12 protein-coding genes are annotated in these 13,570 nt (G+C 59.4%); all 12 read left to right on the top strand.

Going from position 1 to position 13,570, the window contains the following annotated elements:
* The first annotated feature begins 71 nt into the window (after window positions 1-71).
* The 12 genes from mltB to BUE38_RS13165 all read left to right on the top strand — a co-directional run bounded on the left by mltB (window position 72) and on the right by BUE38_RS13165 (window position 13,312).
* Window positions 72-1,133: a lytic murein transglycosylase B gene (gene mltB / locus BUE38_RS13220; protein ID WP_073435696.1), complete on the top strand. Its 1,062-nt coding sequence runs from the start codon at window positions 72-74 to the stop codon at window positions 1,131-1,133.
* Entirely contained in the window at window positions 1,130-2,092 is a 963-nt protein-coding gene (locus BUE38_RS13215; RefSeq protein WP_234986973.1) for a septal ring lytic transglycosylase RlpA family protein, read from the top strand. The genes mltB and BUE38_RS13215 overlap by 4 nt, the downstream gene beginning before the upstream one ends.
* 76 nt (window positions 2,093-2,168) lie before the next feature.
* Complete coding sequence (locus tag BUE38_RS13210; RefSeq protein ID WP_073435695.1) at window positions 2,169-3,389, top strand: D-alanyl-D-alanine carboxypeptidase family protein; 1,221 nt, start codon at window positions 2,169-2,171, stop codon at window positions 3,387-3,389.
* Between the two features lie 59 nt (window positions 3,390-3,448).
* Entirely contained in the window at window positions 3,449-3,604 is a 156-nt protein-coding gene (locus BUE38_RS22975) for a hypothetical protein (protein ID WP_159438888.1), read from the top strand.
* 83 nt (window positions 3,605-3,687) lie between these two features.
* Entirely contained in the window at window positions 3,688-3,996 is a 309-nt protein-coding gene (locus BUE38_RS13200; RefSeq protein ID WP_084541929.1) for an HP0495 family protein, read from the top strand.
* On the top strand, window positions 3,996-4,673 hold the full coding sequence (gene lipB, locus BUE38_RS13195) for a lipoyl(octanoyl) transferase LipB (RefSeq protein ID WP_073435693.1): 678 nt from the start codon (window positions 3,996-3,998) through the stop codon (window positions 4,671-4,673). The genes BUE38_RS13200 and lipB overlap by 1 nt, the downstream gene beginning before the upstream one ends.
* 80 nt (window positions 4,674-4,753) lie before the next feature.
* On the top strand, window positions 4,754-5,755 hold the full coding sequence (lipA, locus tag BUE38_RS13190; protein WP_073435692.1) for a lipoyl synthase: 1,002 nt from the start codon (window positions 4,754-4,756) through the stop codon (window positions 5,753-5,755).
* 353 nt (window positions 5,756-6,108) lie between these two features.
* Complete coding sequence (locus BUE38_RS13185; RefSeq protein ID WP_073435691.1) at window positions 6,109-8,697, top strand: DUF3141 domain-containing protein; 2,589 nt, start codon at window positions 6,109-6,111, stop codon at window positions 8,695-8,697.
* Between the two features lie 279 nt (window positions 8,698-8,976).
* On the top strand, window positions 8,977-11,610 hold the full coding sequence (gene topA, locus BUE38_RS13180; RefSeq protein ID WP_073435690.1) for a type I DNA topoisomerase: 2,634 nt from the start codon (window positions 8,977-8,979) through the stop codon (window positions 11,608-11,610).
* Window positions 11,607-12,086, top strand: a complete 480-nt coding sequence (locus BUE38_RS13175) for a DUF6586 family protein (protein ID WP_073435689.1) — start codon at window positions 11,607-11,609, stop codon at window positions 12,084-12,086. Before topA ends, BUE38_RS13175 begins: the two co-directional genes overlap by 4 nt.
* Window positions 12,087-12,358: 272 nt before the next feature.
* A complete protein-coding gene (locus BUE38_RS13170; protein WP_307725395.1) occupies window positions 12,359-12,871 on the top strand; it encodes a L,D-transpeptidase family protein in 513 nt (170 codons plus the stop codon).
* Window positions 12,872-13,048: 177 nt separating this feature from the next.
* Window positions 13,049-13,312 carry an Lpp/OprI family alanine-zipper lipoprotein gene (locus BUE38_RS13165; protein ID WP_073435687.1) on the top strand — a complete coding sequence of 88 codons (264 nt, stop codon included), beginning with the start codon at window positions 13,049-13,051 and terminating at the stop codon, window positions 13,310-13,312.
* The last annotated feature ends 258 nt before the right edge of the window (window positions 13,313-13,570 follow it).

Genomic DNA, 13,570 nt, shown 5'->3' with positions numbered 1-13,570 from the left:
AGATCTGAAATTGCCAGGTCTGAAAGGACCTGGAAATCGTGCCGGCAGGCGCTGATTCAGGGAGAGGATGAATGAAGGTGCCCCCGTTCCAGGGAAAAGGTGGCGTTGGTGCAGCGCTTTGTATGCTGTTGGCCGCGATGCCGATGATGGTTCAGGCCGCAGATTTTGACCCTGCCGAGTCGGCGAAGGTCAGGGCCATGGTGGATCGGGTGGCGGCTGAGGGCGTCGACCGAGAATGGCTGGATGATGCCATGAGCCATGCCCGCTTCCAGTCATCGGTGCTTGATGCCATGAGTGGTGCTGCCGAATATCACATGACCTGGCATCGCTACCGAGGGATCTTCCTTGGTGACGAGCGTATCAATGAAGGTGCGGCCTTTATCGAGGCCCACCGCGATGCGTTTGAACGTGCCGAGCAGCAGTACGGTGTGCCGCCGGAGATCATTGCCGGCATCATCGGTGTTGAAACCCGTTATGGTCAGATCACCGGTGACCATCGGGTGCTTGACTCACTGTCGACCCTGGCTTTCCATCATCCGCGGCGTGGCGACTTCTTTCTCGGCGAACTCGAGGCGTTTCTGCAGATTGCCTATGAGCAGGAGGTCGACCCCGCGGAGCTCAAGGGATCCTATGCGGGCGCCATGGGCTACCCGCAGTTCATTCCCACCAGCTATCAGGCCTATGCGGTAGATTTCAATGGGGATGGCCACCGCAATCTGTGGACCGATCCTGAGGATGCCATCGGCAGCGTGGCCAATTATTTTGCCGAGCACCGCTGGCAGCCGGGCGGGGTTATCTACTGGGACGCCGAAGGGCCTGCCACGCCACCGAGCAGTATCGACTTCAATCGGGATGATCGCCCCGATGTCAGTGTCGCGGAACTGGCGGCAGTGGGCATCACGCCGGTTGAGCCCTTGCCTGCAGATCAGCAGGTCGTGCCTCTGGCTCTGGATATGGGCGATGGGACCACACGCTATCGTATGGCGGGCGAGAACTTCTACGTCATTACGCGTTACAACCACAGCTATCTCTATGCCATGGCTGTCACCGAGTTGGCCGAGGCGATTGCCGAGGTGGAGCAATTGGGTGGGCGGTCATGGTTGCAAGCCACAGAGACGGAGCCGCAGACATGATGCGACGATCTCTCGTTCCTTCGGCACTGGGCATGGTGCTGGTACTCGCCGGTTGTGCCGGCAACAGCACTGCCCCGGAGTCGTCTTCTTCAGCATCCACGGCACCCGATTCGACGGCACAAGCGACCAGTACCGGTGGGCGTTATGCCATGAGTGGCGATGCCTATCCGGAGACGCCGCCGGATGTCAGCCAGGTGCCTGATGCTGTGCCACGAGTGGAGCCGCGCTCCTCGGCCGGCAACCGTTCGACCTATGAGGTGTGGGGCAAGACCTATCATGTCATGGACGATGCGCGGGGCTATTCACGGGAGGGAACGGCCTCCTGGTATGGTCAGAAATTTCATGGATACGCCACATCCAATGGCGAGATCTATGACATGTACAAGATGAGCGCGGCGCACAAGAACCTGCCGCTGCCCAGTTACGCCCAGGTGACCAATCTGGACAACGGGCGTTCGGTGATCGTTCGTGTCAATGATCGGGGGCCGTTCCACGATGATCGCGAAATCGATCTTTCCTATGCGGCAGCCGCGCGTCTGGATATCCTTGGCCACGGTACCGGGAATGTCCGGGTAACGGCCATTGATCCGCAGCAGTGGCAGGCCAGCGGTGGCCAGGTATCGGCACCGACCTCATCAGCACCTGCGCAGGCGTCAACGGCTAGTCAGCAGGCTGCTTCGGTCAAGCAGGCTACGCCGGTGGCCAGCGCGGCTCCAGCACCATCCGGCGGCGGTTCTGAGGTCTTTCTGCAGGTCGCGGCATTGGGCTCGGCAGATGGCGCTCGTTCGCTGCAATCGAAGCTCCAGAGCGAGCTGAACCAGAGTGTGAGGGTGGAGGGTGCCGCCGGGCTGTACAAGGTCCAGGTGGGGCCGCTGGCCAGTCGTAGTCAGGTGGAGCCGGTGCGCCAGGCGTTGAGCCAGGCGGGTTATCCGCAGAGTTTCGTTGTCGGTGGTCAGTGACCTCAGACAGCTTGTCATCATGAGGTGGCCCCAGGGTCACCGACGTTTATCATACGATGCATAGAGACATATCAACATGATCTCCAGATTGTCCTACCGACGCATCATTGCGTCGACACTTGTCTGCTTGTCACTGGTGGCACCCTGGGTGAGCGCTCAGCAGACGCCGGCGGTGCCTCAGCCTGATGTTCCCGAGCCGCTGGTAATGATTCCTGCGTCGCCGCAGATCGCGGCGACATCGTGGATCCTTATCGACGCCAACAGCGGTCGAGTGCTGGCCGAGCGCAACCCTGATGAGCGCGTGCCACCGGCCAGTCTGACCAAGCTGATGACTGCCTACCTGGTCGAGCGTGAGCTGGAACGCGGCAATATCCAGCCGGATGACATGGTGCCGATCAGTGAGAACGCCTGGCGCACCGGTGGGTCCAAGATGTTCGTCGAAGTGGGGACTCGGGTCTCCGTGACAGACCTGTTGCACGGTATCGTCATTGTCTCCGGCAACGATGCCAGTGTGGCCATGGCCGAGTACCTGGCCGGTGGAGAGGCGCCGTTTGCCGATCTGATGAACCAGCATGCCGCTCAGTTGGGCATGGAGAATACTCACTATGTCAACGCCACGGGCCTGCCTGCGGATAATCATTATTCATCGGCCCGTGACCTGATGCGCCTGGCGCGTCACATCATTCTCGACTACCCCGAGCACTACGCGATCTACAGTCAGAAGAGCTTCAGCTACAACGGTATCGACCAGAACAACCGCAACCGCCTGTTATGGCGTGATGATAGTGTCGATGGCCTGAAGACCGGCTGGACTGATGCAGCAGGCTATTGCCTGGTATCGTCCGCACAGCGTGAGGATATGCGCTTGATCTCGGTGGTGCTGGGCACGTCCTCCGAGGAGGCCAGGGCTCAGGAAACCCAGAAGTTGCTGAGCTATGGCTTCCGTTATTACGAAACACTCAAGCTGTACGATCAGGGAGCGGTACTCAATACCCCGCGAGTCTGGGAAGGGACCAGCAGCGAGCTGAAAGTGGGTGTGGATCGTGATGTCTACATGACGGTGCCGCGCTCGCGCAATGACGAGTTGACCGCGCGCCTGGATATCAACGAGAGTCTGGTGGCGCCGATTGCGGCAGGACAGCAGGTTGGTACCATGGAAGTGCGACTGGGCGATGAAGTCGTCGGTGAGCGTCCGCTGGTGGCGCTGGAGGCCGTCGAGCAGGGTGGCTTCTTCAAGCGCATGTTCGACAAGGTCCACCGTTTCTTCTCTGAGCTGATCGGTGGCTGGTTCGACTGAGTTTCGTCTCGTTTCGAGCAGGATGAAATATGAACTCGGCATGCTTTCATGTTGGGTTCATGGCGACACAGGGATGTGTCGCCGTCGGCCATCAGGCCGACGCGAGACTGCACCACACCAGCAGATCCGTGCATCTGCGCCAGTGTGGTGCGGACGACAATCAAATCGATCAGGATGAGCTATTTGATTGCCAGGTTGATAACACCGGGAGGTGACCAGAGGTCCCTCCCGGTGTTTTGCTTGGTCGGAAACGGTAGGTTGAGTAGAATGGTCGGGTATACAAGCACAGAGGCAACGGATGACTGAGCGTAGCTTTCGTGATCTGCGCACTGCTGGCGGGCCGAATCCCGAAGATGTGTCGATCACTTTTCCCTGTGACTACCCGATCAAGGTAGTCGGCGATGCTGCCGAGGACTTTGCCGCTCTGGTCGGCGAGGTCGTCAAGCGTCATGATCCCGGCTTCGATGTTACCAGCGTCGAGGTGGTCAACAGCCGAAATGGTCGATTCCAGTCTGTACGTCTCACCATGCGGGCCACCGGAGAGGCGCAGCTCAAGGCATTATTCGATGAGCTCAAGGCCACTCAGCGCGTGCATATGGTGGTCTGATGGAGCCGATTGAAGTCTACCGGCTCGGGCGTCGTGACTATCCGCCGGTCTGGCAGGCGATGCGCGACCTCACGGACAGCCGCGATGCGGCGACGGCGGACCAGATCTGGGTCGTCGAGCATGAGCCGGTATTCACTCAGGGGCAGACCGGCAAGCCCGAGCATGTGCTTGCACCTGGCGATATTCCGATAGTGGCCACGGATCGTGGCGGGCAGGTCACCTATCATGGCCCCGGCCAACTGGTGCTTTACCCGCTGTTGGATGTGCGACGCAGCCGCATTGGTGTACGCGAGTTGGTGACTGCGCTGGAGAACAGTGTGATCGACATGCTTGCCGAGCATGGTATCGAGTCCCATGCGCGTCCCGATGCGCCAGGTGTCTATGTTGGCGATGCCAAGATCGCTTCTCTGGGGCTGCGTATTCGACGGGGTGCCAGTTTTCATGGTGTCGCGGTCAATCTTGACGGCGACATGACGCCCTTTTCGCGAATCAATCCCTGTGGTTATGCCGGACTGGCCATGACCCAACTGGCCAATCTGATTGCGGGAAGAGTGGACTTCGAGGCCGAGACGCAGCGACTGTTGCGAACTCTGGCGCGCCGCCTTGGCGATCGACCTCTGATCGAGCGTAGCGGGTTGCCGACAGCACTCAGCGCATCCGCGACTCTGGTCACTTGATGTCATCCATCACCCAGCATTCATCACTCATCACCGACTGACCAGCATGGAAACAGGCTGGTCCTTCACAGGACAGTGACATGACAGACAACTCAGCCATTCAGGCTGCTGCGGCAGCCGCGAAGGCCAGGAAGAACACCCGAGTCGAACGGGGTGTGAAGTTGCGTGGCGCCGAGAAGATGGCACGCATTCCGGTCAAGGTCATTCCCACCGAGGAGTTGCCCCGCAAGCCGGATTGGTTGCGCGTGCGTATGCCGGTGTCGAAGGAAGTCACCCGGATCAAGGACACCCTGCGTCGCCATGGTCTGCACACCGTCTGTGAAGAGGCTTCCTGTCCGAACCTCGGCGAGTGCTTCCATGGCGGCACGGCGACCTTCATGATCATGGGCGATATCTGCACACGTCGCTGCCCGTTCTGCGACGTGGCTCATGGTCGTCCCAATGCACTCAATGAGCGCGAGCCTCGTGAGTTGGCTGAAGCCATCGCCGAGATGCGTCTCAAGTATGTGGTGGTGACCTCTGTCGATCGCGATGATCTGCGTGATGGTGGTGCTCAGCACTTTGTCGACTGCATCCGCGAGATTCGCAATGACAGCCCGCAGATCGAGATCGAGGTGCTGGTACCGGATTTCCGTGGTCGTATGGACGTGGCGTTGGATATTCTCGAAACCACGCCGCCGGATGTCTTCAACCATAATCTCGAGACGGTGCCTAGCCTGTATCGCAAGGTGCGCCCGGGCGCGGATTACCAGTGGTCACTGGATCTGCTCAAGGGCTACAAGGAGCGTCGTCCCGAGGTGATGACCAAGTCCGGCTTGATGCTGGGCGTTGGCGAAGCCGACGAGCAGGTGATCGAGGTCATGCGTGATCTGCGTGCCCACAACGTCGATATGCTGACCCTGGGCCAGTATATGCAGCCGTCGCGCAATCACTTGCCGGTGGATCGCTGGGTGCCGCCGGCGACCTTCGACTGGTTTGCCGAGCAGGGCAGGGCCATGGGCTTTACCCATGTAGCTTCCGGCCCGTTGGTCAGGTCGTCCTATCATGCCGACCAGCAGGCGCATGGCATCGAGGTCAAGTGAAGCTCTGCTGACTTCGAGAATGTGTCGTTGCCGTTCCTGCGACGGCTAGTGCAGTAGAGGGGCTCGAACAGCCTGCCTGCAGCGTATCGCCCGGCCCTGGTGCCGGGCGATTTAGTACCGGGCGATGTCGTTGGCAGATAACGCGAGCCCGTATGAAATACCTGTAGGACTTTGCTGATTCGAGTGTGCCGGTATTCGCATGACCGGGGGAGGTGCGCTATATTGCACTGCAATATATTCGTGTGTAATGGGCTGAACAGTGCTGGATGTGCCTGTGCACCAGGGCCTGTTGATGTTCCGCGTGAGCCGCGACGAAACGCCAACCGGCCCTGAACAACCCTCGGGAGTCACCCATGAACGCTCTAATGCCGCAAGTCCCCGAATCCCTGGTCTCGATGGTCGATCCCTTCGGGTTCGGTCGCGCCGCGGTCAATTACTGGCGCGACGCCGTCGAGCGTAACGTCCTGTACTGGGATGTGATGCGCCAGCGTGGCAATGAGTACCTCGAACACATCGAGAAGACTCGCCCCAGTGTGCTGGGCTTTGACGCCGATATCATCATGATGGGCGAGGATCTGTCGCGTCCGGTCAATTACGAACTGCTGCGTGTTCATCCTCCTGAAGGCGTGGTGACTGATGAGCAGTCGCGTCCTTTCGTGGTGGTTGATCCCCGTGCCGGGCATGGTCCCGGGATTGGCGGGTTCAAGGCGGACAGCGAAATCGGTGTGGCGCTGCGTGCCGGTCATCCTTGCTATTTCATAGCGTTCATGCCGTATCCGGTACCGGGCCAGACCGTGGAGGATGTGGTCGAGGCCGAGGTGGCCTTCCTGCACCATGTGATCGAACGCCACCCGGATAGCGAAAAACCAATGGTGGTCGGCAACTGTCAGGCAGGTTGGCAGATCATGATGGCGGCGGCGCTGGAGCCTGATGTATTCGGGCCGATTCTGATTGCCGGTGCGCCGCTGTCCTATTGGGCAGGGGAGCATGGCAATGCGCCGATGCGTTATACCGGGGGCATGACCGGGGGCAGTTGGATGACTCACCTGCTTTCCGATGCGGGGGATGGGTTGTTTGACGGTGCCTGGCTGGTACAGAACTTCGAGCGTCTCAATCCGGCCAATACCTGGTGGGACAAGCAGTATCAGCTGTATGCCAATGTCGATACCGAGGCCGAGCGTTATCTGCGTTTCGAGCGCTGGTGGGGCGGCCATGTGGTGCTGGGTGGCGAGGAAATCCAGTATATTGTCGATAACCTGTTTGTCGGCAACCGACTGTCCACCGCGCGTCTGGTGACGTCCGATGGCCGGCGCATCGATCTGCGCAATGTCCGCTCGCCTGTGGTGGTGTTCTGCTCCAGGGGGGACAACATCACGCCGCCCCCACAGGCGTTGGGCTGGGTGCGAGATCTGTATGGCGGCGTCGATGACATCCTGGCCAACGAACAGACCATTGTCTATTGCGTCCACGACAGCACTGGCCATCTCGGCATCTTTGTTTCCGGCAGCGTATCGCGCAAGGAGCATACCGAGTTCACCGCGAACATGGATTACATCGATGTTCTGCCGCCCGGTCTCTATGAAACTCGTGTTTCGACTGCCGCCGAGCGCCCGGATGCCGAGCTGATCGAGCGCGACTATCTGCTTGAGTTCGAGACGCGCGATCTGGACGATCTGAACGAGGTGGTCAAGTGGGACGCCGAGGACGAGCGTCGCTTTGCCACCGTGGCGAGAGTTTCCGAGATCAATCTGGGCCTCTATCGCCAATTCCTGCAGCCCTGGGTGCGTGCGGTATCAACGCCCGAGAGTGCGCGCCTGATGCGGAGCATGCATCCCAGTCGTCTGGGCTATCGTCTGCTGTCGGATCGCAATCCATTGATGGCGCCCTTGCCGGTACTGGCGAATATGGTTCGTCGTGACCGGCAGCCGGTGTCTGACGACAACATCTTTCGAGTCTTCGAGGATATTCTCTCCGGGCATGTGTCGCGTAGCCTGGATGCCTGGCGAGTACTGCGTGACAATGCCACCGAAAGTCTGTTTCTCGATGTCTATGGGCAACCGTTGTTGCAGTCAGCGGTGGGTCTGCATGGTACACCGGAGGCACGGCCGCGCTTGCCGGGAGCCGAACCCGAGCGCCGTCGTTTCATTGAGAACCGGCAGCAGGAGCTACGTGCCCGTGTGGCGGAAGGTGGCAGCCATGAAGCCGTGATGCGCTCGATGATCTACGTGTTGGGTGGTGCTCCTGCAACGGATGGACGCAACTTCCGGCGTCTACAGGCATCCCGCGCGGAACTCGAGCCGCGTCTGCAGTTGGCAGACTTCAAGGAGCTGCTGCGTGAGCAGTTCTTCATCCTCAAGCTGGACAAGCAGCAGGCGCTGGAGTCGATACCTCGGTTGCTCGAGGGACAGACGGCGGCCGAGATCGACGCCCACATCGAACACATCGAGCATGTGTTGGCTGCCAGTGGTGAACTCAGCGAGCGGGCGGCAGGGCGACTCGAGCGCGTCAAGGCACTGTTTGCCGAGGCGCGCCCGAAGGCTCGCAGTACGGCTCGTCGCAGCAGCAGTGGCTCCTCCGGCAACGGTACGTCAGCCAGGAGCGCGGGTACGACTCGCCGTCGCAGCACGGCGTCGAGCACCGATAAGAAGGCTGATGTGGTCTCCAGCGACGCCGCCTCGAGCAAGGTCTCACCTCGGACTGGTGTCGAGTCTGACAAGAAAGCCGAGTCGGAGAAGAAAGCCGAGCCAGAGAAGAAGGCCGAGCCGCGGAAGAAGGCCGAACCTCGCAGCAAGGCGGTGACCGAGAAGAAGACCTCTGCCCGGACAACTGCAAAGTCCAGGGAAGCGACACCCAGCAGCGCATCATCCGATGTCGAAGCCGGGGACGACAAGCCGGCGCCATCTCGGCGTGGGCGGAGTACCCCCAGACAGCGTAAGTCATAGGTCGAGAGAGCACGTCATGATGCCTCCGCGGTTGTGCGGAGGCATCATGCGTTGCAATCGAACACCATCAATGGGCTTGTCGGCGCTACAGCCTTGCGTCTAGTCTCTTGGCGATACCTCCTGCTCGAGGTGTCATTTGCCTTCCCGTGATCCATGTGACTGGCGTGATGCTCGGGGCTGGGGTAGGGTAAGCGCATTTTTCCGTCATCCTGTCGGGATGAGGCAGTCATCCATCGACGTGCGCAGGAAGCCGCGACGTCGCGAATATTGTGGAGTGCTATGGGCAAGTCTCTGGTCATTGTCGAGTCGCCAGCCAAGGCAAAGACGATCAACAAGTACCTCGGCGACGAATTCATCGTGAAGTCGAGCGTGGGTCATATTCGTGATCTGCCGACCAGTGGCTCGGGCAAGTCAGCCTCCGATCCCAGTGAGCGTGCGCGTCAGGCGGCGGCGACGCGCAAGATGTCGGCAGAAGACAAGGCGGTCTACCGCAAGCAGAAGGCTCAGGCACAACTGATTCGGCGCATGGGCATCGATCCGGATAACGGCTGGGATGCAACCTACGAAGTTCTGCCGGGCAAGGAAAAGGTGGTCGCAGAGCTCAAGAAGTTGGCTGCCAAGGCTGATACCGTCTATCTCGCGACCGATCTTGATCGCGAGGGGGAAGCCATTGCCTGGCACCTTCGCGAGACCATCGGTGGGGACGAGCAGCGTTATCGTCGGGTGGTATTCAACGAGATCACTCGCAATGCCATCAAGGATGCCTTCAAGGATCCCGGTACGTTGAATATCCCACGTGTGGAGGCGCAGCAGGCACGCCGCTTCCTCGACCGGGTCGTGGGTTTCATGCTGTCGCCGTTGCTGTGGTCCAAGGTGGCTCGTGGGCTATCGGCCGGTCGTGTGCAGTCGGTTGCCATGCGCCTGATTGTTGAGCGCGAACGTGAGATCCGTGCCTTCGTCCCGGAAGAGTTCTGGGACGTACACACCGACCTCGCGACGCCGAACGGCGAAGTGGTGCGCTTCGAACTGGTGCGCGATGCTCAGGGCGCCTTCCGTCCCACCAGTGAGGAAGAGACGCTCAAACGGATCGCTGGACTCGACAAGGCCAGCCTGTCGATCACCTCGCGTGAGGACAAGCCGACCCGTTCAAAGCCCAACGCGCCCTTCATCACCTCGACGCTGCAGCAGGCCGCGAGTGGTCGTCTGGGATTCTCGGTCAAGAAGACCATGACCCTGGCGCAGCGCCTCTATGAGGCGGGTTACATCACTTATATGCGTACCGACTCCACCAATCTCTCGCAGGAAGCGGTGGACAGCGTGCGTGAGTATATCGATGGTGAGTTCGGCAAACGCTATCTGCCCGAGGCGCCGAATCGTTATTCGAGCAAGGAAGGGGCTCAGGAAGCGCACGAAGCGATCCGACCTTCAGAGGTCACCCGCCGCGCCACAGAACTGAGTGGTATGGAGCGTGATGCCGAGCGCCTGTATGAACTGATCTGGCGTCAGTTCGTGGCCTGTCAGATGACGCCGGCAGAGTATCTGTCGACCACGCTGACGGTCGAAGTCAACGGCTTCGAGCTCAAGGCACGGGGCCGGGTGCTCAAGTTTGATGGTTATACCCGGGTGATGACGCCCATGGGGCGCAAGGACGAAGATCAGTCGTTGCCCGATCTCGAGAAGGGCACCACGATGACGCTGGAAGCGTTGGATCCTCGCCAGCACTTCACCAAGCCACCGGCTCGCTATACCGAGGCCAGTCTGGTCAAGGAGCTGGAAAAGCGTGGTATCGGCCGACCGTCGACCTATGCAGCGATCATTTCCACCATTCAGGACCGTGGCTACGTCAAGCTCGAGAACCGTCGTTTCTACGCCGAGAAGCTTGGCGATATCGTCACCGAACGCCTCAAGGAGTCGTTCCCTGACTTGATGGACTATTCCTTCACCGCGCGCATGGAAGACAATCTTGACGAGGTGGCGGAAGGGGACCGCAACTGGCGCGAACTGCTGGATGCCTTCTATCACGAATTCCGCAATGAACTGCAGGAAGCCGAGAGCGATGAGGGTATGCGCCCGAATCAGCCGGTTCCTACAGACATTGACTGCCCTTCCTGTGGACGCAAGATGCAGATTCGGACAGCATCTACCGGCGTCTTTCTGGGCTGTAGCGGATACAATCTGCCGCCGAAGGAACGTTGCAAGACGACCATCGACCTGCTGCCCGGCGAGGAAGCCGTGGCTGCGGATGCCGGCGAAGATGCCGAAACCGACGCCCTGCGTGCCAAGCAGCGCTGTCCGGTCTGCTCGACGGCGATGGATAGCTATCTGATCGATGAGCACCGCAAGCTGCACATCTGCGGCAATAGCCCGGACTGTTCCGGCTATTCGGTCGAGGAAGGCAAGTTTCGCATCAAGGGCTATGACGGGCCGACCATCGAGTGCGACAAGTGTGGATCCGAGATGCAGCTCAAGGCGGGGCGTTTCGGTAAGTACTTCGGTTGTACCAATGATGAGTGTCGCAACACCCGCAAGCTACTGCGCAACGGAGAGGTGGCACCACCGAAGATGGATCCGATTCCAATGCCGGAACTGGCCTGTCAGAAGGTGGAGGATCATTATGTGCTGCGCGACGGTGCCAGTGGCCTGTTCCTGGCGGCCAGTAAGTTCCCGCGTAATCGCGAGACGCGTCCGCCATTGGTCAAGGAACTCAAGTCCCATGCCAGCGAATTGCCGGACAAGTACCGTTACCTGTTGGATGCGCCCAGCGAGGACCCGGATGGCCGCCCCGCGCAGATTCGTTTCTCACGCAAGCTCAAGGAGCAGTTCGTGATGACCGATGATGACAAGGGCAAGGCCAGTGGTTGGAAGGCGACCTTTGACGGCAAGACCTGGCAGGTCGAGGACAAGCGCAAGTGACACCCAGGGCCAGAACCAATCAGTTGCTGTATCAGGCAGAGTTGTTGCTCGACATCGATACGCGGGATGACGAGCACCGTGAGGCTCGACTCAGGGCCGGCGAAGAAGGTGCACTCGCCCTGCTCGAACTGGCCCTGAATGCCTTGCTGCGGGACGTATCCAGTCACGCTCAACTGGGCTCCCATGATTGGCGGGAGCTGTTGGTTGGGGAGGCGGATGATCAACCAGCGCTGGCCGAATTGCAGCGCCTGCGCAGCCTTGCCTCGGATGGTGAGAGCTGGCTGGGCTGGTTGATGCTCAGGCTTGAGGCGTTGCACAGTGATCAGGGAGCGGCCTCAACCAGACGAGGCCCCGTCAATGCCCAGTTGATTTCGGTCAGCGACTCAGTCGGGCCGCTGGAAGAGCAGTTGCGTGGCTGTATTCGTGCGGCGCGCCGCGAGATTGCCTCGCTGCGAGAGACGAGTGAAGAGTGGTAAAGTATATTTGTCGCAATATAGATACACTAGAGTTGCGACACTGGTAATAAGTTGTAAAGAAGGTGTCGTGCGGGTGGTATAGCTATCGGAAAGAGTGGGGTATATCCTGCTGATGCCGTTGTTACAGAATTTAACCAGACTTCTTGAAATTGGAAAGTGAGCTCAATCGTATGTCAGGAATCACCCGCCGCCGACTGATCCAAATGATACTTGGGACATCCTTGCTACTCCCGGTGACTGGTTGGGCTAGTACCGGGGTGATGGAAGACCTGTTGCGACGTGCCATTGTGCCCACTTCCATTGGAGAGGTGTGGGTGTTGATCGACAATCAGCAATCCAACCTCACGGTATATCAGGGCAATGTCGAGCTGGCTCGTTTCGCGCCGATTCGCTTTGGTCGAGGCGGCGCTGACCTGCAGCGCGTCATGGGTGATAGAACCACGCCACTCGGGGAATTCCACGTCAATCGCTTCAATTATGACAGCAAGTTCGACATCTTCATCGGCCTGGACTATCCGACACCGTTGCATGCACGGATGGCGTTGGAATCGGGGGTATATACGGAATATGATTACGACGCCTATTTCGATTACTATCGGCGTCATCAGTCGCCTCCTCAGGATACGGTACTGGGTGGTTACATTGGCATCCATGGTGTCGGTGAAGGTGACATGAATATCCATCGTAACCTCAACTGGACGGATGGCTGTGTCGCCGTCACCAACCAGGAAATTGAACAGCTGGCTTCGTTAATTGGAGTTGGCACTCGCGTCGTCATCCGCTAGTCTTTAGATGCGCACAGGACGACGAAGACTCTGGACAAGCGCCGTTTTCTATAATAAAACAGCGTTTGACTCCCGTGCTTCGCAGCACAAGTCGCTGCAAGAAAGGCCTGCCTTTGCAGGAAGCCTGATGCGAAAGCATCACCAACGAAGTACCAAGGAAGACTCAAGGAGAACACCATGACTCTCAAGACTACTCTGAAGCTGACCGCTGCCGCTGCTTCTCTGGCCGTTCTGGCTGGCTGTGCTTCTTCCAGCGCTCTGGAAGAAGTTCGTGTTACTGCCGAGCAGGCTCAGGCTGACGCTTCTCAGGCTCTGAGCGTTGCAAACCAGGCGCAGGCTACTGCGACCCAGGCTCAGCGCGACGCTCAGGCGGCTCTGCAGCTGTCTCAGCAGAACCGTGAAGAGATGAACCGCATGTTCCAGACTTCCATGCGTAAGTAATCATGCTTTCTCCCTTCGGGGAGTGACATGATTCAGACAGAGGCCCTGCCGCAAGGCAGGGCCTCTGTCGTTTGTGGAAGTCGAGCGACGACGAGCATGGACCCCAGCTACTAGCTACTAGCTACGAGCTACGAGCTACGAGCACGCTACTGGTGTGCCCCCGAAAAAGTAGACACCTCGGTTCAAGCCGCCAACTCGTATGCCCTGGGCGCTAACCCGCCCAGGGTTTCGTGAGAGCGGACATTGTCATAATACTCG

Origin of the sequence: Halomonas cupida, assembly GCF_900142755.1 — a bacterium.
In the GTDB taxonomy this organism is placed as follows: Bacteria; Pseudomonadota; Gammaproteobacteria; order Pseudomonadales; family Halomonadaceae; genus Halomonas; species Halomonas cupida.
Note: the sequence above shows the minus strand (reverse complement) of the source record. Positions and strands in the feature narration are given on the sequence as shown.

Coding starts and splice junctions, on each gene's coding strand:
- BUE38_RS13165 (WP_073435687.1), top strand. CDS start 13,049: ATGACTCTCAAGACTACTCTGAAGCTGACCGCTGCCGCTGCTTCTCTG.
- BUE38_RS13200 (WP_084541929.1), top strand. CDS start 3,688: ATGACTGAGCGTAGCTTTCGTGATCTGCGCACTGCTGGCGGGCCGAAT.
- BUE38_RS13185 (WP_073435691.1), top strand. CDS start 6,109: ATGAACGCTCTAATGCCGCAAGTCCCCGAATCCCTGGTCTCGATGGTC.
- BUE38_RS22975 (WP_159438888.1), top strand. CDS start 3,449: ATGGCGACACAGGGATGTGTCGCCGTCGGCCATCAGGCCGACGCGAGA.
- mltB (WP_073435696.1), top strand. CDS start 72: ATGAAGGTGCCCCCGTTCCAGGGAAAAGGTGGCGTTGGTGCAGCGCTT.
- lipB (WP_073435693.1), top strand. CDS start 3,996: ATGGAGCCGATTGAAGTCTACCGGCTCGGGCGTCGTGACTATCCGCCG.
- BUE38_RS13210 (WP_073435695.1), top strand. CDS start 2,169: ATGATCTCCAGATTGTCCTACCGACGCATCATTGCGTCGACACTTGTC.
- topA (WP_073435690.1), top strand. CDS start 8,977: ATGGGCAAGTCTCTGGTCATTGTCGAGTCGCCAGCCAAGGCAAAGACG.
- BUE38_RS13215 (WP_234986973.1), top strand. CDS start 1,130: ATGATGCGACGATCTCTCGTTCCTTCGGCACTGGGCATGGTGCTGGTA.
- lipA (WP_073435692.1), top strand. CDS start 4,754: ATGACAGACAACTCAGCCATTCAGGCTGCTGCGGCAGCCGCGAAGGCC.